This is a genomic window from Achromobacter sp. ACM04 (assembly GCF_014851465.1).
GTDB classification, from domain to species: domain Bacteria; phylum Pseudomonadota; class Gammaproteobacteria; order Burkholderiales; family Burkholderiaceae_B; genus Achromobacter; species Achromobacter aegrifaciens.
The window spans coordinates 1,120,936-1,142,882 of sequence record NZ_JACUZS010000001.1 but is presented as its reverse complement, the minus strand read 5'-3'; the positions used below and the strand labels follow the sequence as shown (position 1 = coordinate 1,142,882).

The following is a 21,947-nucleotide window of genomic DNA, read 5'->3' as shown; positions in this document are numbered from 1 at the left end:
GGCGGCCTGGAGCCGTAGCATGGAAGTTCGAATCCCCGTCGGGGAGTCACTGCAGGAGCCACGCATGAAGCCAGCATCCGTACCCGGATCCGCGAAACCGGCGCAAGCCGGCAAGCGGGCGGAAGACAACGCTAAGATACTGCCGCCGCGCTCTCCCGTCGATGTTCCGCGCAGACCGGATAAACCAGACGCCTCTACCCCGAACGAGGCCGCGCGCGACAAGCGCATCGTGGCCGATACGCGCACCGAGTCGAACTGGGCGGACGGTTCCGCGCCGCAACCTCGGGCCAAGAACGCGCGCTCATCGATCCTTTGACGCCTGCCTGGCGTTCGCTGCCGCAGCGGCCTCTCCGCCCAGGAAGGCAAGCAGGCGCCGTTCGTCCGCATTCAGTCCGCGGGGACCCCGTGGCGCTGCCGAGCGCGCGGGCAGCGTGCCGTCCAGATAGGCGGACAGAATAGCCGGATGCACATAGCAGGCGCGGCACACGGCTGGCGTATTGGCCAGCCGCCGCGAGACCTGCTTGATCACTTCCACCACCGTCTTCTGCGCCTGGCTGGCGCTCTCGCTGGGGCATGCCTGCAGCGCGGCATAGGCCATGACGGAGCCTGCCCAGGTCCGGTAGTGCTTCGCCGTGAAATCGCCGGCGCCGGCTACACGCAGATAGGCGTTGACCGCGCCCGAATCGACCGGATGGCTGCCGCCGTCCTCGTCGAGATACTGGAACAGTTGCTGGCCGGGTATGTCCAGGCAGCGCTTGATGATGCGCGCCACGCGCCGGTCCGCAGCGCTGACGTCATGGGTCACGCCGCTCTTGCCCTGGAAGCGGAAACGGAACTTGTCGCCCGTCACGCTGGCGTGCCGCCGCTTGAGCGTGGTCAGGCCATAGGACTTGTTGGTTCTGGCGTACTCGCGAGCGCCGATGCGCACCAGCGTCGTCTCCAGCAAACGTACCAGTACGGCTATCACCTTGTTCTGGGACAACCCGGCGGTACGCAGATCGCGCTCGACCTGCCGCCGTATGCGCGGCAGCGTCTGGCCGAAGGCTGCAAGGCTCTGGTACTTGCTCGCGTCGCGCACCGCGGTCCAGTCCGGGTGATAACGGTATTGTTTGCGTCTCCGGGCATCGCGCCCGGTGGCTTGCAGATGCCCGAGCGGGGAAGGGCAGATCCACACATCTTCGTAAGCCGGCGGTATCGCCAGGGCGTCGATCCGTTTGATTTCGCGCGCGCTGCGTATGCGCCTGCCTTGCGCGTCCAGGTAGTGAAAGGCGCTGCCGTTGACGCGGATCCGGGTATAGCCTGCCAGGCTGTCGTCGTAGTAGACCAGCGCTGCGCCGCCGCGGGCGGGCGCCGTTCGGGGACTTGGGTTCATGTCGTCTGCGGCTAACAGGGGCAGGGGCGCTGTCCTCAGCATGCGGCGTGCCCGCCACCCCTTGTGCGTAGCCAGGCACGCGGCTTGCTGATGCAGGAATGGACTTTCTCCGGAGACAGCCATGCACATCGCGTACTCGTACTACCTGCACGTTCCGCCCAAGCCAGATCCGATACCGCCAGGTTCGCCGCCCGGCGACCTGCCTGTGGATCCGGATACCGATGAACCGGACGTGGACCTGCCGCCCTTGTCGCCGCCCGGCAAGGAAATCACGCCGCCCAGCCCCTGACGCGGGCTTGTGGTTTTTCCCTGATCCCAACAAGAACTGAGGAGTCGCCATGTCGACCATCCTGCTGATTATTCTCATCCTGCTCCTGATCGGCGCCGTGCCCGCCTGGCCCCACAGCCGCGGCTGGGGCTATTACCCCAGCGGCATACTGGGCATATTGCTGATTGTGCTGATCGTGATGCTGTTGACCGGCCGGCTCTAGCAGGTCCCATGCGGTCATGGGCGCGCGGGCCGTGTCGGACGGCTCGCGCGCCACCGGTCCGCCAGGCGGCCGTCTGGCGGACCGGCGGGTGGCGCGGGTTTGCGCCCAGGCGTAAGATCGCCGGGTTTTTGTGCAGCCCTCCGCCATCCGCGGCATTCCCGACATGACCATCCCCTTGCTTGTCTTGATAGAAAGCGTGCAGGACTACCTGCCCGAAATCGAAGCGCGCGGCTTTCGCGCGATTTTTGCGCCCACTGCCGAAGCGCGCGCGCAGGCGATCCGCGACCACGGGCCCGAGATCCGCATCGTGCTCACGCGCGGCGCCACCGGCCTGTACGCGCAGGAAATGGCGGCAATGCCCAAGCTGGAAATTGCCTGCTCGCTGGGGGTGGGGTACGAAAACATCGACCTGGCCGCCGCGGCGGAACGCGGGATCGTCGTGACCCACGGTCCGGGCGCGAACGCGGTGTCGGTGGCGGACCACGCCATGGCGCTGCTGCTGGGCGCGGCGCGGCGCCTGCCGCAAGCCGATGCGTCGGTGCGCCAGGGCCATTGGGGCGGCTTCATGGGACCGCAGGTCACCGGCAAGCGGCTGGGCATCCTGGGCCTGGGCACCATCGGACTGGAAATCGCGCGGCGCGGCGCCAACGGCTTCGGCATGAGCGTGGGCTATTACAGCCGCAGCGTCCGCCCGGAATCGGGCTATGCCTACTTCGACAGCCCGCGCGCGCTGGCCGCGGCATCGGATTTCCTGGTGGTGGCGACGCCGGGCGGAGCGGACACGCGCCACCTGGTGGACGCGCAGGTACTGGAAGCGCTGGGGCCGGAAGGCTATCTGGTGAACATAGCGCGCGGCAGCGTGGTCGACACGCAGGCGCTGATCGCGGCGCTGGCCGAACGCCGCATTGCGGGCGCGGGCCTGGACGTGGTGGATGGCGAACCCGACGTGCCCAAGACCCTCATTGAGCTCGACAACGTGGTATTGACCCCGCATAGCGCGGGGCGCTCGCCGGAAGCGGTGCATGCCACCGTGGCGCTGTTCCTGGACAACGCCACGGCGCACTTCGGCGGCAAGCCGGTGCTGACCCCGGTGCGCCGAGGCTAGCAGGCCAAGGCTAGTGCGAGAACATGACCGGCACGGTCATGCTCTTCAGGATGGATGCCGTCGCCCCGCCCAGCGCCCACTGGCGCAGCTTGCTGTGGCCGTAGGCGCCCATGACGATCAGGTCCGCGCTGTGGTCGGCGGCGGCATTCAGGATGGTGCTGCCCACGCCTACGCCCTTGATGTCGCGGCGAACGTGCTCCGGCGCCGGCATGCCCTGCGCCACGCAGTAGGTGGCCAGGTCCTCGAACGGCGCTTCATGCTTGGGGCTGGCGGCGCCTTCGTTCATGCTCAGCACGGTCATGTGCGAAGCCAGGCGCAATATCGGCGCGGCATCGGCCAACGCGCGGGCGGCCTCGCGGCTGCCGTCCCAGCAGCACAGCACGCGGTCGCCGATCACCGGAAACTCGCCGCTGGACGGAATCGCCAGCACCGGCCGGCCCGCCGTCAGCAGGGTCTGCTCGACGAACTCGATCTCGTGGGCGGCTTCGACGTCCTCGCGGTTTTCCTGGCTGACCACGATCAGGTCGGTGGTGCGGCCCAGCAGCGCCACGGTCTCGCTGGGCGAGGATGTGCCCGCGCGCATGAAGGCGGGCACGTCGGCTTCGGCCGCGGCTTCCAGAAACGCGGTTTCCACCGCGTCGCGGCTTTGCGCCTGCAATTCCTTGATGATGCCCAGCGAACGCGACATGAGCACGGACTCGCCGTAGTAATACTGCGGCGGCGCGGCGTTGGCGTAGATGCCGACCAGCTCGGCCTTGTGGCGCTTGGCCAGGGCCAGGGCAGCTTCAATGCGGCGTTTGCAGTCGAATCCGTGGTCCAGGTGGACGGAAATGCGGCGGTACATGAAGGCCTCCTTGTTTAAGCGTGCCATGTGCATATGGTTACGCTTTCCGGCCTTTTCGCCCTTGATGCGCGTCAAGCCCGCGGCAGTTCGCCGGTGTGCGCGCAAACCGCAGGCTATGGCGCGGCGGGAGCCCGTTCCACGCGTTCGCGCAATTGGCGCAATTGGCGCGCCTGTTGCGCGATGCGGTCCAGCGGACCGGCCAGTTCCGGATAGCCCGCGGCCACCGCTGGCGGCACGGCCAACTGGCGGTCGTTGGCGCCTGGCGCGGGTTGCTGCGGATGCAGCGCATGCGCCAGCGCCGGACCGTACTCGGAGAGCGCCTGGGCGGCAGGCGTTCCGGCTGGCAGGGCCGGCTGCATTTCCAGCACCGTGCCCGCCGCCGTCACGCGCCGCATGGCGTTGAGCAGGTTTTCGGCGGTACCGACATTGCGGTCGCGATGCACCGGATTCTGCTGCAGCCGTTGCAAGGACGCCTGCGCATTGTCGGCGGAAAGGCAGGCCATGCGGCGCAACGCCACCAGGTCCTGTCCGTCGCCGGCGTCGCCGCTCTTGGCCCGCAACAGGGCGCGCGCATAGGCGGCGTGGCGCTCCAGCGCCAGGCTGAGGGCCCCGGCCAATTGCCGCGGCTCCTTTTCGGGCCAGACCAGAAAGCCGACCAGCAGCGCCAGGACGCCGCCCAGCACGCTATTGAACGCGCGCAGGGCTGCGAGCATCGGCTCCTGGATCTCAGGCTGCTGGATGTGGGTGACCAGCACGAATTGCGAAGTCAGGAAGAACGTGAACAGCGCGTAATGAATCGTGCGCGCGGCGAACGTGCCCAGCGCGATGGGCAGCACCGCCAGGGCCACGGACAAGGGGGTGCTGAGGAACAGGCCCAGCAGCGAGGCGCCGATGGCGCCAGCCACGCTGCCGGCCACGCGTTCCAGCGTGCGCTGCCAGGTGGTCGCGAAGTAAGGTTGCAGGATGAAGACCAGCGTCAGCGACATCCAGTAGCCATGGTTGACGGCGAAGGTCTTGGACAGCGCCACCGCGATGGTGGCGCCCACGCCCACCCGCAGCGCGTGGCGGAACGCGTCGGATTCGAAGCTCAGGTTCTGCCGCAACGCGCGCCACGCGTCTTGCGCAGGGTTGGCTGCGCGGCGATCGCGCGTGGGCGCCGCCGGGGTCTGTCCCTGGTCGAACAGGGACTGGGTGACGGCCTGCGCCGTGTGCAGCAGGCGGTCCAGCACCGGCGCCATGGTGGCCAGTTCGGGCGCGTGGGCCAGGGCGCTGCCGCGCAGTTCATGCAGGCCGGCGCTGTAATGGGCCAGGCGTTCGCGCAGGCACTGGGCCTGCTTGGCGTCGTTGACGTCGGAGGTGCTGGCGATGGCATTGCACAGGCTGGCGTAGCGGTGCAGCGCGTGCGACAGATGGGCGCCGGCGCCGCGTCCGAGCCAGCGCGGCGCATTCGATTCCATCAGGTCGGCTGCGGCCACCAGCGCAATGAAGCTGTCCTCGGCATTGTCCAGCAGGTACAGCAGTTGATGCGCGCGGGCGCGGCGCGATGGGCGCGCGTCCTGCACTTCGCGGATGCGCGTGCGGGCGGCTTCGAGCGCGGCGCGCTGGGCGCTGCGCTGCGGCCGCGTGACGGCGCTCCAGGCCTGGGGGCTGGCCGCGGGCGTCAATCCGGAATACATGCGGGCCAGCGCGTCGGCGAAATCCGCCAGGCCGCGGTAGCAGTGCGCCACCGCGTGAGTGGCGTCCTTCCAGGGACGTCGACGCCATACCAGCGCCGTCATCAGGATGGCCCAGGCCGCGCCGGCCAGGAAAAACAAGGTGTAGGACAGGCTTTCCGTCCAGGTCGGGGCGGGTAGTTCCGCTGCCACCACGAAGCCTGCGGACAGCAGGGTGCCGACGATTGCCGCGGCCGGCCCCAACACGCGCAACAGGCCGCCGAATGTGCAGCACACGAAGGTCAGGGGCAGCAGCAGCCACAGATGAGCCGCGCTGACGCTGGCCAGAAAGCAGAACAGCGCGCCTATCAGCCCCAGCGCGAGCATTGCCCCCGCGCGCTGGCGCAGGGGCCCCCCCGGATCGCCGAAGCAGGCCCAGAAAGCCGCGATGGCGCTCCAGCCCAAACGCGGCTCGTGCGCCAGCACGGCCAGGATGACAGGCGCGGCGCTGATGGCCGCGGCTTGGAGGGCGTCCAGCCACAGAACGTTGCGCAGGGAGGCGCGCCAACGGGAATAAAGATTCTTCACGCTAGGAATACAGCAGCGGCGGTGGGCCCGGCAGGGCGAAAGACGCAAACCCTACCATGTCGACAAGGCATTTCGGCGGGGGTGAAGGCCAGGGCCGGAAAGCCGGTTTCATTCATGAATCCGAGCAGCTTAATACGTATGGATACATATATGTGACTTTGCCGCCGCAGCGGCGCAAAATTGCCTGGAAGAAAGTCTGGAAATCGCATACAAAAAGCGCTGTAGCTGGGAATACTCAGTCCAATGTGCCTCTTTCTGCGCCCGGACAGCGCAGGTTTTGACCCAGGGGCGCGCAAGGAGTATCGACATGATGTCGAATCACGAGGCTTCCACAGACTCGGTGGCGAGCGACGACGAGATCGCCGCCATGATCACCGGCAAGGATGGCCTGCGCATGCTGTTGCAGCCGCAGGTGGATTTGCTGACAGGCCGGATCGTGTCGGCCGAAGCGCTGGCTCGCTGGCGGCATCGCCGCCTGGGCATCATTATGCCTTCCGACTTCATCCCCGCCGTCAACCGCCTGGGCCTGGACAAGGTGCTGTTCGAGCGCGTCTGCCTGCGTGTCATAGACATGCTGTTGACGATGCGGCGCGCCGGCATCGCCATTCCGGTGGCCATCAATGCGCCTGCCTCCACCTTGTCGGACGAGGCCGCGGTCGATTTCCTGCTGGACCGTATCTACGCGGCGGAGCTGCCCGCGTCGCTGGTGCGCGTGGAACTGACGGAAGACCAGCCCATCCGCGAACTCGACGTGCTGCGCGCCACGCTGCTCAAGCTCGAGAATGCCGGCTGCGAGGTCAGCCTGGACGATTTCGGCACCGGCCATGCTTCGTTAAAGCTGCTATCGGCGTTGCCGCTGTCCGAGGTCAAGATCGACCAATATTTCGTGACGCGCATGCGCCGCAGCGCAGTCGCCTTCGAAGTGTTGCGCACCGCCGCGGAACTGGCGAACCGGCTGGGCCGCCGGGTGGTGGCCGAGGGCGTCGAAAACGTGGCGGACATTCCTGCCCTGCGCGCGGCCGGCTGCCGCTACGGCCAGGGCTTCGCGCTGGGCCGCCCCATGCCGCTGGACGAACTGACGGTGCGCCTGCGCACGCAACGCGACCAGGGCGAACCGCTGGCCGCGCCTGCCGCCTACGCGTCGTCCTGGCTCGATGCCTACGACGCGTCCGCCCAGGAGCCGCAGTCAACGCGCGGCAAGCGCCACGCCACCACGCAATAAGGCTGGTCGCGCAGCGTATTTTTTACCAATCAGGCCGGACTTTACCCGCAGTCCTTGCGTCCCCGTGTCCGCGGGCTGCGGGGGCTGACTGCGGCGCCGCTTGGGCACGCGGGTTGCTGTATGGAAGATGGCGGAGCTTTTTCCGTCTTCCAGGAGACTTGCAATGCCCAATCAGAACCAGCCCGACCAGCAAAAGCAGCAACAGAAGCAACAGGCCCAGGAAAACCCCAGGGACCGCAATCAGCCCGGGCAGCAGCCCGGCCAATCCGGCCAGCATGCCGATAAGGATCGGCAGCAACCTGGCCAGAATCAGGGCCAGCAAAGCAAGATGCCGCGCTGACTCGTAGACCGCGTGTTCCGGGCCCTCTAGTCGGGCGGGTATCGCGGTAAGAACGGCCTTGTCCCGCTGTGGGCGGACAAGGCCGTTTGTGCTTCATCATGGCTTCGGATTTCGGCATCAAGCCGCCGCTGGCAGCCACAGCGCAACCGGCAGTTCATGCAACAGTTCCGACAAGGGCAGCGAGCCACCGGAGCCGGATCTCGCCTTTTCGCCGCCCATTGCATCGCGCCAAGCGAGACCCTTGATGGCATCGGGCAGGCACAGCGCGGTGTCGGCCCAGAATTCCCGCGCCGCCCGCGGCTCGCCGCGAGCGTAGCCAGACAGACGCAGCGCGCACAGCCGCGGCGCGACGATCAGGGCGTGCTCGTCTTCATGACGCCGCAGCCAGGCTACGACGTGCTGTGCATGCGTCCCGGTTACAGCCAGGGGGACGCACTCGCCCTGGCCGAACAATGCCGGGTGACGCTGCCGCGCCGCCAGCAGGCGCTGGGTCAGGGCCTGCTTCACCGCGCCGCTGCGCCAATCCGTTGCGCTGGCTCGCACGGCGGCGCTGGCGCGCGTGCGGGCCAGCATGGCGATCCGCGGCGGGTAGTCCACCGCGCGCCGGTTGTCGGGGTCGACCAGGCTGTAGTCCCAGAGCTCCGTGCCTTGGTAGAGATCCGGCACGCCGGGCAGCGTGTTGCGCAACAGCGTCTGGGCCAGGCTGTTGATCATGCCGGCAGGGGCCAGTTCCAGGGCGTATGCGGCGATTTCGGCCAGCAGGCGGCGCCCGGGCGCCGCGTCCCGCAGAAATTCCAGCGCGCCAAGCCCGGCGGCTTCGTAAGCGGGGTCAGGATCCGTCCAACTGGTATGCAGCTTGGCTTCGCGCAACGCCTTGAGCTGCCATTGCGCCACGCGCTCGATCCATGCGGCCACGCTTTCTGGCCGCTGTTCGATGATGTCGGCATCCCAGTCGGCGGGCCACGCCCCGATCAGCGTCTGCACGAGCAGGTAGCGGTCCGCCAAGGTAAGCAGCCCGGCGTCGGGCAGGGCGTGGGTCCAGCGATACGCTGTCTTGCGCCAGGCCTGCGGCATTTCCGAAACCACCGCCAGCCGCGCGCGCGCGTCCTCGCCGCGCTTGTGGTCATGCGTGGCCGTCGCCAGCATGGCGTGCGGGAAGTCGCGCGCCCGCGCCTCGACCAGGGCATGAAATGCCTCGGGCGACAGCGCAAATCGCTGCGGCGATGCGCCGACTTCATTGCGCGACAGCAGCGGGCCGTAACGGTAGAACAGCGTATCTTCCAGCGCCTTGGCTGCCAAAGGCGGCGTCAGCTGCTGGAACCGCCGCAGGGCCTGGGCGGCGTTTGGCTCAGATTGCGGGAGCGGCGCGGTTGCCGAATCGGCGGGGCTGCCGCCCAGCCACCGGTCCATCTGCGCCAACAAGGCAGCGTCCGCTGTGCCGGGCAACGCGTGCAGCAGGGCGGCGGCGCGTTGCGCTGCCGCTTCGCAGTGATGGCGGTCCGCGTCGCTGCGACCGCCGTCCTCCGCGTAGGTCCGGTACACCGGAAAGGCCGCCAGCCACGCGGACAACACGCGGTCCATGGCCGGCGCGGACCAGTCGCGGGTCCGGCGGTCCTGCCGCGCCAAACGTTCCAGGCAGCGGACCAGCGCCAGGCGTTCCGCGGGAAAGTGCCGTTGCAGCATGCGGGTGCGCGCCGCTTCCAGCTGCCGCGGCGGCGTGCGCAGATCGCCCGTGAGCATCTGCCAGAACGCCCGCAGCGGCGCCTCGGCCTGCGGGTCGTGCAGCAATGCGCCGACCTCATCCATGAAGTCATAGCCGGTGGTGCCATGCAGCTGCCAGCGCGCATCGGGCGCTTCGTCCGGCGCCAGGATCTTCTCCGCCACCAGGTAGGCTTGCGATTGGGCGCAAGAAGGTGGACGGCGGGCTCCGGCTTCGGCCAGGCGTCGATTCAGCCTGCGCAGATAGGCGCCCGGCGCGGCCAGCCCGTCGATGTGGTCGATGCGCAGTCCGTCGAGCAAGCCTTCCGCATACAGGCGCAGCGGCAGCGCATGCACGGCATTGAAAACGGCTTCGTCCTCGACCCGTACGCCCACGAGCTCGCTGATCTCGAAGAAGCGCCGCCAGTTGATCTGATCGGCAGCGCAACGCCACCAGGCCAGCCGGTAATGCTGGCTCTCCAGCAGCCGGTGCAGGCGCTCGCGACCGGCTGCGCGCGCCGGGTCGCAGCGGCGCAGCAGGGCCTGCGGATCCTGCCCGTGCGCAAGCGACTCCGGCGCCAGGGGATAGCGCTGCCCGGAGACCTCCAGTTCGATGCGTCCGGCATCGGCGTCATAGCGCAGCGCCATTGCGCCTTGAGCCAGCGACACACCGTAGGAGTCGGGCAGGATGGGCAGCAGGACTTTGCCGCGCAGGGCGGGATCAGGCGCGTCCCAGTCGATGTCGAAGCAGCGCGCATGCGCGCTTGCGGCGCCGTGTTCGAGCACATCGCGCCACCAGGCATTGGCGGGGTGGGCCGCCATGTGATTGGGCACGATGTCCGCGATGAGACCCAGCCCGCGCCGACGGGCCGCCCGGGCCAGATCCCTCAGTGCGGATTCCCCGCCCAGCTCCGGATTGACCGCGCCATGGTCGATGACGTCATAGCCATGCGTGGACCCGGGGCGGGCGCAGGTGATGGGCGACAGGTAGAGGTGGCTGACCCCCAGGTCCGCGTAGTAGTCCACGCAGGCTCGAGCGTCCTCAAAGGTATAGCCGGCATGCAATTGCAGGCGGGCCGTGGCGCGCGGCATGGTCATGGCCGGCCCCGTCCGGTGCGCAGGGCTTGCAGCCGGGCCTGCACGGCAGGGTCGGCGAAGCACGCCGCGCTGCTTGCGGCCAGGCGTTGACGCCAATTGGGATGCTGGTCCACGGTGCCGGGCAGGTTGGGCTGTTCCAGTTCGCCCGCCAGGTCTTCCATGGGCACCAACAGCAGGGGACAAGGGCTGGAAGACACGAAGCGCAGCATGTCCTCCAGGGGCGCGCGCGCGGGCTCGGCGGCGCAGCCCAGGGCTTGCGCGAGCAAGCTGCGGTCCATGCGGCGGTTGCGCCGCAGCGTGGCTTCATCGTCGCCGCCGCCCAGCAAGTCCAGTTCGGCGCGCAGGTCGATGTCGCGCTCGGCCCACCAGCCGCGCAAGGTCGGCAGGTCGTGGGTCGAGGTCATGGCCACGGCCTGGCCGGGCCAGTCGCCGGCTGCAAGAAAGGGCGCCGGCGTGGACGGCGCAGATGGCGGCGCGTCAGGTTCCTGCCGCATGAACCACAGCACATTCATGCCCAGGATGCCGTGATCCGCCAGCTCGCGGTTGAAACCTTCAGGCACCGTGCCCAGGTTTTCGCCGATGGCAAGCGCGCGATGGCGCCAGGCTTCCAGCGCCGTGAGTGCCAGCAGTTCGCGCAGTGGATAGCGCAGATAGGCGCCCGCATCGGCCGTCAGTCCATCGGGCACCAGCCACAGCCGCGCCATGCCCAGGATGTGATCGATGCGCAGGCCGCCGGCGTGAGCCAGCGCGGCGCGCAACATGTCGATGTAGGCCGCGTAGCCCTGGGCATGCATTGCGCGCGGCGAGAACGCGGCCAGGTTCCAGTTCTGTCCTTGCGGATTGTGGATGTCGGGCGGCGCGCCTATGGACAGGCCGGGCATCAGGTCGGTCTGGCGGCTCCAGGCGTGGCTGCCGTCCGGACTGTCGCCCACGGCCAGGTCGGCGATCAGCCCCACGCGCATGCCGGCGCGTCGCGCCGCCTTCTGCGCGTGGTCCAGGCTTTCGGCGGCCAGCCATTGGGCGTAGCGATGGAAGTCGACCTCGACCGGATGCTGCCGCGCATACCGTTCGACTTCCGGCGAGTCCGGATCGCGCAGGCCGGCGGCCCATTGCGTCCAGGGCTGGTGGTCTGCGCCATGCGCTGCCTGGGCGGCATGCAGGGCTTCAAATACGGCGTGGTCGCGCAGCGCCTTGCCGCGCCGGGCGCAGTACGCCTCGTAGCGCTGGCGGGCATCCGCCGGTCCGCTTGTGCGGAACTGGCGGTGCAGCGCGCGCAGCAGGCGCTGCCGCCATATCCCGGCCGATGGCCAATCTATCAACGCCGTTGGGCGCGGCTGGGCGGCCAATTCGGCCAGCGCCCGGCGCAAGACATCGTCGCCGACGATGGCGGCGGGATCTGCGTACAGGGTGTTCAGGAACAAGCGGCTGGATGGGGCGTAAGGACTGCAACGCTGCGGTTGCGCGGCGAACATGGCGTGCACCGGGCTGATGGCGAGCGCGTCCGCGCCCTGGGCCGCGGCGGCGACAGCCAGTTCGCGCACGGCGCCAAAGTCGCCGTAGCCGCCGTCGCCAGGTTGGTCGGCATCGCGCCTGAGACTGTAGACCTGCGCGCATAGTCCCCAGCCGCGCGGCCGCACGCCGTCGGTCAGATCATCAAGGCCAGGCGCTTGGCGGGGCGCCACCGCAAGCACGGTCTGGCCGCATGCCAGGTGCAGCGTGTGGTATCCGGGCTCCTGCGGTGCGATCAGGCTGCCGTCGTCCGCGACCTCGCCGTCGCTGGTCTGGCCTGACTCGCACACGATGCGGTAGCGGCCGCGCGCGCAAGCGGGCAGAAACGCGGCCATGCCGCTGCGCGCGACCAGCAGGGGCGGCAGCCGGGCCCCAAGCTCCACGCCCAGGCGATGGTCGCTGTCGCGGATGTCATGGGCGTTGCCCGCCGGCAAGCCCATGCCCTCCAGCAGCAGCCGTAAAGTATCCGGCGACACTTGCTGCGGACGCTGGCGCGCGTCGGTCCAGTGTTCGGCGATGCCGGCTTTGGCGGCCAGCGCGGACAAGGCCGGATCGCCGGCGGACGTTGCGGTCATGCCGGTTCCTCCAGCAGCCACACGGTGCTGTCGCCGCACACCTCGCCGTGGACCAGGGCGTCGCGGGCGCCGGCCACGGATTCAAAGAGCAGCGTGGCATAGGCCTCGGCGCCCGCCTGCAAGGCCTCGGGCAGCGCCACGCGATCGGGGCCGAAGTTCGCATAGACCGTCAGGCGCGCGCCGCCTGCCAGTTCCCAGCGCGCGAACACGCCGCGTTCGCCGATCGCGGCCGCACCCAGGCTGACCGCGCCGGCCAGCCGGGGCGCGATCAGGCGGGCGCGCAGATGCAGCAGTACCGCGTAGTCCCGCATCCAGGCATGCGCGTCGGCGGCGCTGGCCCGTGGTTTGCTGGCCACGTAGGTTGCGGGATCGTTCGGGTCGGACAACGCGCCCGCGCCCTGGAATTCGGGAAAGCGCGAGAACTCGCGCCGCCGGCCGTCGCGCACCGCTTGCGCCAAAGCCGGGTCGGCATGGCTGGTGAAGTAGTGGAACGGCGTGCGCGCGCCGCGTTCCTCGCCCATGAAGATCAGCGGGATCTGCGGCGCCAGCAGCTGCAACGCGACCGCGGCGCGCAGCCGGGCGGGACTGTCCACCAGGCTGGCCAGGCGTTCGCCGCCCGCACGGTTGCCGGTCTGGTCATGGTTCTGCAGGAACAGCACGAAGGCGCTTGGCGGCAGTTCCGCGCTGGGTTCGCCCCGCGGTTGCCCGCCGCGGTAGGGCGAACGCTGCCCCTGGTACAGCCAGCCTTCGGCCAGGCAGCGCGCCAGCGCCTGGGCCGGCTGAGCGCTGTAATCGGCGTAGTAGCCGTGGCTCTCGCCGGTCAGAAGGCAATGCAAGGCATGATGCGCGTCGTCATTCCATTGCGCATCGAAGTCACCTTGCAGCAGGCTGGCGCGGTTGTCGTCGTTCTCCAGCACCAGATGCACATGGCGTTCGGCAGGAATATGCTGCCGCAGGTACTGGGCCAATTCATGCAGCCATTCATGGCCCGCAATCGCGTGCACGGCGTCCAGACGCAGCCCGTCGAAGCGGTACTCGGTCAGCCAGTACAGCGCGTTGTCCTTGAAGAACTGGCTGACCGCCGGCTGGCGGAAGTCGATGGCGTCGCCCCAAGGCGTGGCGACGTCTTTCCTGAAGAACGGCGCGGCATAGCGCGGCAGGTAATTGCCGTCGGGGCCGAAATGGTTGTAGACCACGTCCAGCATCACGCCCATTTCCAGCCCATGGGCCTCGTCGATCAGGCGCTTGAGCTCATCGGGCGTGCCGTAGGCCGTGTCGGGCGCGTAGGGCAGCACGCCGTCATAGCCCCAGTTGCGTGGCCCGGGGAAGTCGGCAATGGGCATCAGCTCCAGCAAGGTCACGCCCAGCGCCGCCAGCTCCGGCAGCCGCGCCAGCAGGCCCGCATAGCCGCCCTCCAGGCCGGCATGGGTTTCGTACAGCACGGCGTCTTCCCAAGGCCGTCCGCGCCAGGTGCCGTAGCGCCAGGGGTAGGAGTCCGGCGCGACCACGACGCTGTCGTCGTGCACGTCTCCGTGCTGCAGGCGCGAGGCGGGATCGGGCGCGACCGTGTCCGCGTCCAGGCGGTAGTGATAGCGGGCGCCGATGGGGCAGTCCACGTCTGCCTGCACGTAGCCGTCCGGGCCGGGGCTCAGGGCGATGGGAGGATGGCCTTCGACCTCGAGGGCGAAGCCCGCCGGCGCGGTCGGCGCCCACAGGCGAAAGCGCGTGACGCCGCTCTCCAGCGGGATTGCGCCTGAAGCATAGTCATGTGTCATGGCGGATCTTCCGGCACGTAGGTCGCCGCCAGCAGCGCCACGCTGCGCGCCGCCACCGTGACGGCGGCATCCGCCAGTGGCGCGGCAGGCGCCTGCGTGGCGGAATCCAGCTCGCGAATCCACGCCAGCGCGGGCGACGGCATCTGGAAAACCGTGTCCTCCGCGCCGGGATTCAATAGCAGCAGCGTCACGTCGACGCTGCCGTCTTCGCGGCAGGCGGCGCGGCGCAGGACCATGGCATTGGCCTCCGATTCCCAGGCCGCCGCGTCCAGTTCAGCGCCCGCCGGATCGAACCAGGAGATGGCTTGTACGCCAGGCGCGAGCTCCTGCCCCGCATCGCCGTAGCGCGCGGCGCGCGTGCTGGGGTGGGCGCGGCGCAGTGCGATCAGGCGCGCCGCGTAGCGGGATAGCTCACGGCCGTCATCGGACTGCGCCTGCGTCCAGTCCAGCCACGACAGGGCGTTGTCCTGGCAATAGGCGTTGTTATTGCCTTCCTGGCTATTGCCGAATTCGTCTCCGGCCAGCAGCATCGGCGTGCCATCCGCCAGGAACACGCAGGCGAGCTGGGCCCGTTGCACCCGTTTCCGGGTGTCCAGGATGGCGGCGTCCCCGGTCGGGCCTTCGGCGCCCCAGTTGTGGCTGTAGTTCTCGCCGTGGCCGTCGTTGCCGCCTTCGCCGTTGGCCTCGTTGTGGCTGGCGTCGTAGCTGACGATGTCGGCCAGCGTGAAACCGTCGTGCGAGGCCACGTAGTTGACGCTGCTCCAGGGCCGACGGTGGCGGCGGTCGAACAGGTCGCGCGATCCGCACAAGCGCGCCGCCATCTCGCCGCGCATGGCGGGATCCCCGCGCCAATAGCGGCGCGTCGCGTCGCGGAATTTGTCGTTCCACTCGGCGAAGCCCGGTGGATGGTTGCCCAGCTGGTAGCCATCCGGCCCCACGTCCCAGGGTTCGGAAATCAGTTTCAGGCGGGCAAGGGCAGGGTCCTGCAGCACGGCGTCGAAAAAGCCCGAACCCGGGTCATAGCCGGTGCCTTCGCGTCCCAGGGTCACGCCCAGGTCGAAGCGGAAGCCGTCGACGCCATAGGATTGCGCCCAATAGCGCAGCGAATCCGTGACCATTTGCAGGACGCGCGGATGTGACAGGTTGACCGTGTTGCCGCAGCCGGTGTCGTTGATGTAATAGCGTTCGTCGCCCGGCACCAGGCGGTAGTAGCTGGCGTTGTCCAGTCCGCGCCAGGACAGCGTGGGTCCCAATTCGCTGCCCTCGCAAGTGTGGTTGTAGACCACGTCCAGAATCACTTCGATGCCGGCGGCATGCAGCCGGCGTATGGCCTGGCGCAGTTCGTTCGGATTGTGCTGCAGGTAGGAGGGCTCCGGCGCAAAGTACGACAACGTGCTGTAGCCCCAGTAGTTGCGCAGGCCGCGTTCGGTCAGGAAGCGGTCCTGCAGGAACGCATGCACCGGCAGCAACTCCACGGCGGTGACGCCCAGCCGCTGCAGGTGTTCGATGAAACGCGGGTCGGCCAGCGCGGAGCAGGTGCCGCGCAGGGGCTGGCGCAGATCTTCGCGCAGCATGGAGGCGCCGCGCACGTGCACCTCGTAGATCACCGTATCGTTCCACGCCGTGGCCGGCGGCCGGCTGTTGCCCCAGGTGAAAGGCGTTTCTTCGGCCACGATGGCCTTGGGCATGGCGGGCGCGCTGTCGCGCCGGTCGATGCTGAGGTCGGCGCGCGCATGCTTCATGCGATAGCCGAACAGCGCGTCGCTCCAATGCAGCGGTCCGGTCAACTGCCGCGCGTAGGGATCGAGCAACAGCTTATGGGGATTGAAACGGTGCCCATTGCGCGGATCGTGCGGGCCGTGGGCGCGATAGCCGTACACCAGTCCGGGATGCGCGTCCGGCAGGTAGCCGTGCCAGATCTCGTCGGTGCATTCGGGCAGGTCGAAGCGGCGCAGTTCCTTGCGGCCCTTGGGATCGAACAGGCACAGCTCGATGCGCGTGGCGTTGGCCGAGAACACGGCGAAGTTCACGCCCAGGCCATCGCTGACCGCGCCCAGCGGATGGGGCTGGCCCCCGGCGATGCGCGTGAATTGGGAGGGATCCATATGGGTTCAGCCTTCGTAGAGCAGGAAGAGGGTGGACAGCGGCGGCAAAGTCAGGGACAAGGCCTGGGGCTGGCCATGGGACGCGCTGACGCCGGTGCTGGCGCCGCCCTGGTTGCCCTGGCCGGATCCGCCATAGTGCGTGGCGTCGGTATTCAGCTTTTCCGCCCAGCGGCCAGCCCGCGGCACGCCGATGCGGTAGTCGTGCCGCGCCACCGGCGTGAAATTGGCGACCGCGAGCACGTGATGGACGCCGTCGCTGCGGATGAATGCGACCACGCTGTTGTCGCGGTCGTCCAGGATCGTCCAGGCGAAGCCCGCCGGGTCGGCATCCAGCGCATGCAGCGCCGGCACCCCGCGGTACAGGCCATTCAAGTCTGCAACCAGCCGCTGTATGCCCAGATGGCCGGGACGGTCCAGCAGGTCCCAATCCAGAGGTACGTCGTGGTTCCATTCCCGTGGCTGGGCCATTTCCCCGCCCATGAAGAGCAGCTTCTTGCCGGGATGAGCCCACATGAAGCCGAGGTAGGCGCGCAGGTTGGCGAGCCTGGCGGCCGCGTCGCCCGGCATCTTGGCCAGCAGCGATCCTTTGCCGTGCACCACTTCGTCGTGCGATAGAGGCAGGATGAAGCGCTCGCTGTACGCATACACCATGCTGAAGGTGATGTCGTGGTGGTGATGCTTGCGGTGCACGGGGTCCTCGGACAGGTAGCGCAAGGTGTCGTGCATCCAGCCCATGTTCCATTTGTAGTGAAAGCCCAGCCCGCCGTCGGCGATCGGCGCGGTGACGCCGGGCCAGGCCGTCGATTCCTCGGCGACCATGATGGCGTCCGGCACTTCTTGGCGCACGGTGCCGTTGAGCGCCTGCAGGAACTGCACCGCCTCCAGGTTTTCCCGGCCGCCGTAGCGGTTGGGGATCCATTGGCCGGGCTGGCGGCTGTAGTCGCGATAGAGCATGGACGCGACCGCGTCCACCCTCAGGCCGTCGACATGGAAGCGCTGCAGCCAATGCAGCGCGCTGGCGATCATGAAGGCCTGCACCTCCGTGCGGCCCAGGTTGTAGACCATGGTGTGCCAGTCCGGGTGATAGCCTTCGCGCGGATCCTCGTACTCGTAGAGCGCCGTGCCGTCAAAGCGGGCCAGGCCGTGCGCATCGTCCGGGAAGTGCGCCGGCACCCAGTCCAGGATGACGCCGATGCCTGCGTGGTGGCAGCGGTCGACGAAACGGGCGAATGCGGCGGGCGGACCATAGCGGGCCGCGGGCGCGAACATGCCCAGCGGCTGATAACCCCAGGACCCGCCGAAAGGATGCTCCATGACGGGCAGCAGCTCCACATGGCTGAACCCCATGGCGCGGGCATAGGCCGGCAGCTTGTCGGCCAGCCGGTCCCAGATGCAGGCGTGCGATTCCGGTTCGTCAGGCAGCCAGGACCCGGCGTGCACTTCGTAGATGGACAGCGGCGCGTCCGTGGACTGGCGCGTGCGCCGCTGCGCCATCCAGGCCCGGTCTTGCCACGGATAGTCGGCGCCGTCTTCCACCACCGAGGCGGTGGCAGGCGGCGCTTCGCTGCGTCGCGCCAGCGGATCGGCCTTGAGCCGTAGGTTGCCGGCGCGGTCGGTGATTGCGAACTTGTAGCGTTCGCCGGCCTGCACGTCCGGGATGAAGATCTCCCAGACGCCGGCGCGGTGCCGCAGCCGCATGCCGTGCCGGCGGCTGTCCCAGGCGTTGAAATCGCCCACCACCGCCACGCGTTGCGCGTTCGGCGCCCATACCGCGCAGCGCAGGCCGGCCACGCCGTCGACTTCCATCAGGCGCGCGCCCAGGGACGTTCCCACGCTGCGCCATGCGCCTTGCGCCAGCTCTTCCAGCGTGCCGTCTTCCAGCAGGGTGCCGAAGGCATAGGGGTCGGCGGTGATCTGTTCGGCGTCGGGCCATTGGATCGCCAGACGGTACGAGGCGCCGTCGCCGGGGCGGGCGTAAGGAACGCGTCCAAGAAACAGTCCCTGGCCCTGTTCGCGCAAGGGGATGCGCGCGCCGTCGCCGTCCAGCGCCGCCACGGCCCGCGCGCCCGGGGCATACACCCGCACTTCGCCGTCGTGCGGCCCCAGGAAGGCATAGGGGTCGCTGTGCAGGCCGCTGGCCAAGGCGGCCAGTTCGACGGGCGCTATGGGGCTGATGCTGCCGCCTGCGGGCATGTCCTGGCTCATGATCGTGCATCCTCTTCGTCCACCGCGGCCGACAGCAGCAGGCTGCGCGCCAGTTCCGCCAGGGCGCACAGCGGTATCGAAATCCAGTCTGGGCGATGCGCGGCTTCATAGCTCACTTCATAGGCAGCCTTCTCCAGTTGGGCCAGGGCCAGCAGCGCGTCTTCATCCGCAGGCGGGATAAGCGCCGAGGCGCGCGCATCGCGGTAGCCTTGCAGGAAGGCCTGGCTGGCGGTCTGGCGAAAGCGCGCCAATAGCAGGTCGCGCAGTTCTGCTGGCGCGACAGGCGCGCCCGGCGTTTCGCCCGCGCCGGCATTGGCGTCGGTCGGCGCGCCGCCGATGATGTCGGTGCGGGCGATCGAGGCGGCGGCATAGTCGAACGAACGCAGCATGCCCGCCACATCCTTGTAGGGCGAGGCGAGGGCGCGGCGCGCGTCCACGCTGCTGACCGGTTCGCCTTCGAAGTCGATCAGATAGGCGTCCGCCTGCGCCACCAGCACCTGCCCAAGATGGAAGTCGCCGTGCACGCGCAGGCAAAGGACGCCGGTCTCGGCCTGCGCCATCGCCGCCACGCGCGCCGCCAGCCGGGCGCGGTGCTCGAAATACCATTCCGCGCAGGCGCGCGAAGGGGCTTCCAGTTCACCGAGCTGCGCGCGCAAGTCCTTTTCCGCGCGTTCGAGCAGGTCCTGGACGCGGCGCGTGCGCGCATCGGCGTCCGCCTGGCTGGCGGCGCGCGGCTGGAACGCGGGGTCGTCGGTGGCCTGCGACAGCAGGTTGTGCATCTGCGCCAGACGTTCGCCCATGGTGGCGGCCATTGCGGCGTAGCCCTGCAGGTCCTGGGCGAATTCGTCCGGGCTCTGGTTCACCAGCAGCGCGTTGTCCAGCGTGCGCTTGAGCAGATCCAGCGTCCAGTTCCAGGCGTCGCCTTCGTTGGCGACGTAGCGGTGCGCCACCGCCAGCGTATGGACCACGCCGTCGGCATCCTCACGTTGGACCTCGCCCAGCAGCGCCGGCATGTTGGCGTAGCCGGCGCGCGTCAGATAGCGGGTCATTTCCAACTCGGGCGATCCGCCGGGCTGGACGGCGCGGATCAGCTTCAGTATCAGCTTGCCATCGACGACGACCGAGCTGTTGGATTGCTCGCCCGTCAGCCACTGCAGTTCGCCGTCCCCGGCGACCTCCAGGGCGGCCAGGCCAGCTTCGGGCAGGAAGCGGATCACGCCCGGCTTGTCGCCAGGCTTGCCGCCGCTGCGGCCGTCGAGCTCGCGGCCCTCTTGCATGGCCTGGACGATGCCGCGCACGAAGCCGGGCTGCAGAAAGGCGTCCGCCAGAATGCCGACCTCGGCCCCGCGCCGCACCCTCGCGATCGCATAATGCACCGCTGCCGTCTCGTCCCACACCAGCACGAAGGGCGCTTGCGCGCGCAGGCCCGTGACGCCGTCCTCGGGCTCGACCTCGGCCCAGTAATACTCGCCATCGGCCGCCGTGAACGGCGTGGCGTACGCCAGGCGTGCGCGGGCGGGCGGCTGTTTGGCCGGATACCAGCGCTGGCGCGCCAGGTACTGGGGCAGGACCTCGCGCTCCAGCGTAGCGCGGGAGACGTCGGTCAGCGCGGCGCCGCCGTGGGCGCGCAGCACCAGCGTGGTGAGTTCCGGCATCTGCGCGGGAGCGCTCGCATGCCAGTCTGGCGGCGCGGCTTCGTTGCTCAGGTCCAGCCAGTAAAACGCGTAGGGCGGCAGGGTCAGCAGATACGGCAGTTCACCCACGGCCGGGAAGGGCGTACCGCCCAGCATTTCGACTGGCACGCGGCCATTGAATTCCTGCAGCTGCAGTTCCACGGGCTGGGCGGCGTTGGACAGGTTGGCCACGCACAGGATGGTGGTGTCCTGCCATTGGCGCAGATAAGCCAGGATCTTCCGGTTGCCTGCGAAGATGAAGCGCAGCGTGCCGCGCCCGAATGCATGGCTTTGCCGGCGCTGCGCCAACAGGCGTCGGGTCCAGTTCAGGAGGGAATGCGGATCGCGCTGCTGCGCCTCCACGTTCACCGCTTCATAGCCGTACAAGGGGCCCATGAGGACCGGCAGCGGCAGCTGTTCGGGGTCGGCGCGCGAAAAGCCGCCATTGCGGTCGGGCGACCACTGCATCGGCGTGCGCACGCCGTCGCGGTCGCCCAGGTGCACGTTGTCGCCCATGCCGAGCTCGTCGCCGTAGTACAGGACGGGCGTGCCCGGCATGGACAGGAGCAGGCTGTTCATCAGCTCGACCCTGCGCCGGTCGCGCTCCAGCAGCGGCGCCAGACGGCGCCGGATGCCCAGGTTGATGCGGGCGCGCGGGTCCGCCGCGTACACGTTCCAGAGATAGTCGCGTTCGCGGCTGGTGACCATTTCCAGCGTCAGTTCATCATGGTTGCGCAGGAAGATCGCCCATTGGCAGGACGCGGGAATGTCCGGCGTCTGGCGCATGATGTCGATAATCGGGAAACGGTCCTCCTGCGCGATCGCCATGTACATGCGCGGCATCAGCGGGAAATGGAAGGACATATGGCATTCGTCGCCCGCGCCGAAGTATTCCTGCGCATCCTCCGGCCACTGGTTGGCCTCGGCCAGCAGCAAGCGGTTGGGATACTCGGCGTCGATCACGGCCCGGATGCGCTTGAGCACCTCGTGCGTCTCGGGCAGGTTTTCGTTGTTGGTGCCTTCGCGCTCGACCAGGTACGGCACCGCGTCCAGGCGCAGGCCGTCCACGCCCATGTCCAGCCAATAGCGCATCACGGCCAGCACTTCCTTGAGCACCTGCGGATTGTCGTAGTTCAGGTCGGGCTGGTGCGAATAGAAGCGGTGCCAGAAGTAGGCGCCGGCCTCAGGGTCCCAGGTCCAATTGGATTTCTCGGTATCGCAGAAGATGACGCGCGTGCCGGCGTAGGCCTTGTCGTTGTCCGACCAGACGTAGAAGTTGCGCGCGGCCGATCCGGGTTTGGCCGCGCGCGCGCGGCGGAACCAGGGATGCTGGTCCGAGGTATGGTTGACCACCAGCTCGGTGATGACGCGCAGGCCGCGGGCGTGGGCCGCGCGGATCAGCTTCCTCACGTCGGCCACGGTGCCGTAGTCCGCGTGCACCCCGCGGTAGTCGGCGATGTCATAGCCGTCGTCGCGGCGCGGCGAGGGATAGAAGGGCAGCAGCCAGATCGTGTTGACCCCCAGGCTGGAGATGTAATCCAGCTTGGAGATCAGGCCTGGCAGATCGCCCACGCCGTCGCCATTCGAGTCGAAGAATGACTTGACGTGCAGCTGATAGACGACCGCATCCTTGTACCAAAGGCCATCGTCCTGGAGAGGTTGGGTTTCACTGATCATGGCAATGGGCGTGCGGGG

The 21,947-nt window shown here is 68.5% G+C and carries 15 protein-coding genes; 6 read left to right on the top strand and 9 right to left on the bottom strand.

The genetic code is table 11. The features are described from left to right. The first annotated feature begins 64 nt into the window (after positions 1-64). Complete coding sequence (locus IB259_RS05300; protein ID WP_082401045.1) at positions 65-316, top strand: hypothetical protein; 252 nt, start codon at positions 65-67, stop codon at positions 314-316. Here IB259_RS05300 and IB259_RS05295 read toward each other — a convergent pair. Continuing rightward, positions 302-1,372 (bottom strand): DNA topoisomerase IB, encoded by a 1,071-nt coding sequence (locus IB259_RS05295; protein ID WP_192327935.1) that lies wholly within the window; start codon positions 1,370-1,372, stop codon positions 302-304. The genes IB259_RS05300 and IB259_RS05295 overlap by 15 nt on opposite strands. Before the next feature lie 121 nt (positions 1,373-1,493). Between IB259_RS05295 and IB259_RS05290 the strand changes: the two genes are divergently transcribed. From IB259_RS05290 to IB259_RS05280, 3 genes are all read left to right on the top strand, one after another. After that, positions 1,494-1,661: a hypothetical protein gene (locus IB259_RS05290; protein WP_013393888.1), complete on the top strand. Its 168-nt coding sequence runs from the start codon at positions 1,494-1,496 to the stop codon at positions 1,659-1,661. 49 nt (positions 1,662-1,710) lie between these two features. After that, on the top strand, positions 1,711-1,863 hold the full coding sequence (locus IB259_RS05285) for a DUF3309 family protein (RefSeq protein WP_082400986.1): 153 nt from the start codon (positions 1,711-1,713) through the stop codon (positions 1,861-1,863). A gap of 163 nt (positions 1,864-2,026) precedes the next feature. Then, on the top strand, positions 2,027-2,968 hold the full coding sequence (locus tag IB259_RS05280; protein ID WP_175160528.1) for a 2-hydroxyacid dehydrogenase: 942 nt from the start codon (positions 2,027-2,029) through the stop codon (positions 2,966-2,968). Between the two features lie 10 nt (positions 2,969-2,978). Here IB259_RS05280 and IB259_RS05275 read toward each other — a convergent pair whose 3' ends face one another. Beyond that, entirely contained in the window at positions 2,979-3,812 is an 834-nt protein-coding gene (locus tag IB259_RS05275; protein WP_054454849.1) for a universal stress protein, read from the bottom strand. Between the two features lie 113 nt (positions 3,813-3,925). After that, entirely contained in the window at positions 3,926-6,052 is a 2,127-nt protein-coding gene (locus tag IB259_RS05270) for an FUSC family protein (RefSeq protein ID WP_175160530.1), read from the bottom strand. A gap of 307 nt (positions 6,053-6,359) precedes the next feature. Between IB259_RS05270 and IB259_RS05265 the strand changes: the two genes are divergently transcribed. Further along, positions 6,360-7,274 carry an EAL domain-containing protein gene (locus IB259_RS05265; RefSeq protein WP_054454265.1) on the top strand — a complete coding sequence of 305 codons (915 nt, stop codon included), beginning with the start codon at positions 6,360-6,362 and terminating at the stop codon, positions 7,272-7,274. A gap of 163 nt (positions 7,275-7,437) precedes the next feature. Beyond that, positions 7,438-7,614, top strand: a complete 177-nt coding sequence (locus IB259_RS05260; protein WP_181953330.1) for a hypothetical protein — start codon at positions 7,438-7,440, stop codon at positions 7,612-7,614. A 117-nt stretch (positions 7,615-7,731) separates the two neighbouring features. On the opposite strand, the gene treY is transcribed toward IB259_RS05260, so the two are convergent. Genes treY through treS form a run of 6 tightly spaced genes read right to left on the bottom strand, consistent with a single transcriptional unit; the run spans position 7,732 to position 21,929 of the window. Beyond that, complete coding sequence (gene treY / locus IB259_RS05255) at positions 7,732-10,404, bottom strand: malto-oligosyltrehalose synthase (protein ID WP_192328880.1); 2,673 nt, start codon at positions 10,402-10,404, stop codon at positions 7,732-7,734. A 2-nt stretch (positions 10,405-10,406) separates the two neighbouring features. Next, positions 10,407-12,494 (bottom strand): 4-alpha-glucanotransferase, encoded by a 2,088-nt coding sequence (malQ, locus tag IB259_RS05250; protein WP_192327933.1) that lies wholly within the window; start codon positions 12,492-12,494, stop codon positions 10,407-10,409. Beyond that, the gene (treZ, locus tag IB259_RS05245; protein WP_054454269.1) at positions 12,491-14,269 is read right to left on the bottom strand and encodes a malto-oligosyltrehalose trehalohydrolase; all 1,779 of its coding nucleotides are present in this window, start codon (positions 14,267-14,269) and stop codon (positions 12,491-12,493) included. Before treZ ends, malQ begins: the two co-directional genes overlap by 4 nt. Next, positions 14,266-16,374, bottom strand: coding sequence for a glycogen debranching protein GlgX (glgX, locus tag IB259_RS05240; protein WP_192327931.1), 2,109 nt, complete (start codon positions 16,372-16,374; stop codon positions 14,266-14,268). Before glgX ends, treZ begins: the two co-directional genes overlap by 4 nt. Before the next feature lie 6 nt (positions 16,375-16,380). Beyond that, positions 16,381-18,579, bottom strand: coding sequence for a 1,4-alpha-glucan branching protein GlgB (gene glgB, locus IB259_RS05235; RefSeq protein ID WP_175160538.1), 2,199 nt, complete (start codon positions 18,577-18,579; stop codon positions 16,381-16,383). Next, a complete protein-coding gene (gene treS, locus IB259_RS05230) occupies positions 18,576-21,929 on the bottom strand; it encodes a maltose alpha-D-glucosyltransferase (RefSeq protein ID WP_175160540.1) in 3,354 nt (1,117 codons plus the stop codon). Before treS ends, glgB begins: the two co-directional genes overlap by 4 nt. Between the last annotated feature and the right edge of the window lie 18 nt (positions 21,930-21,947).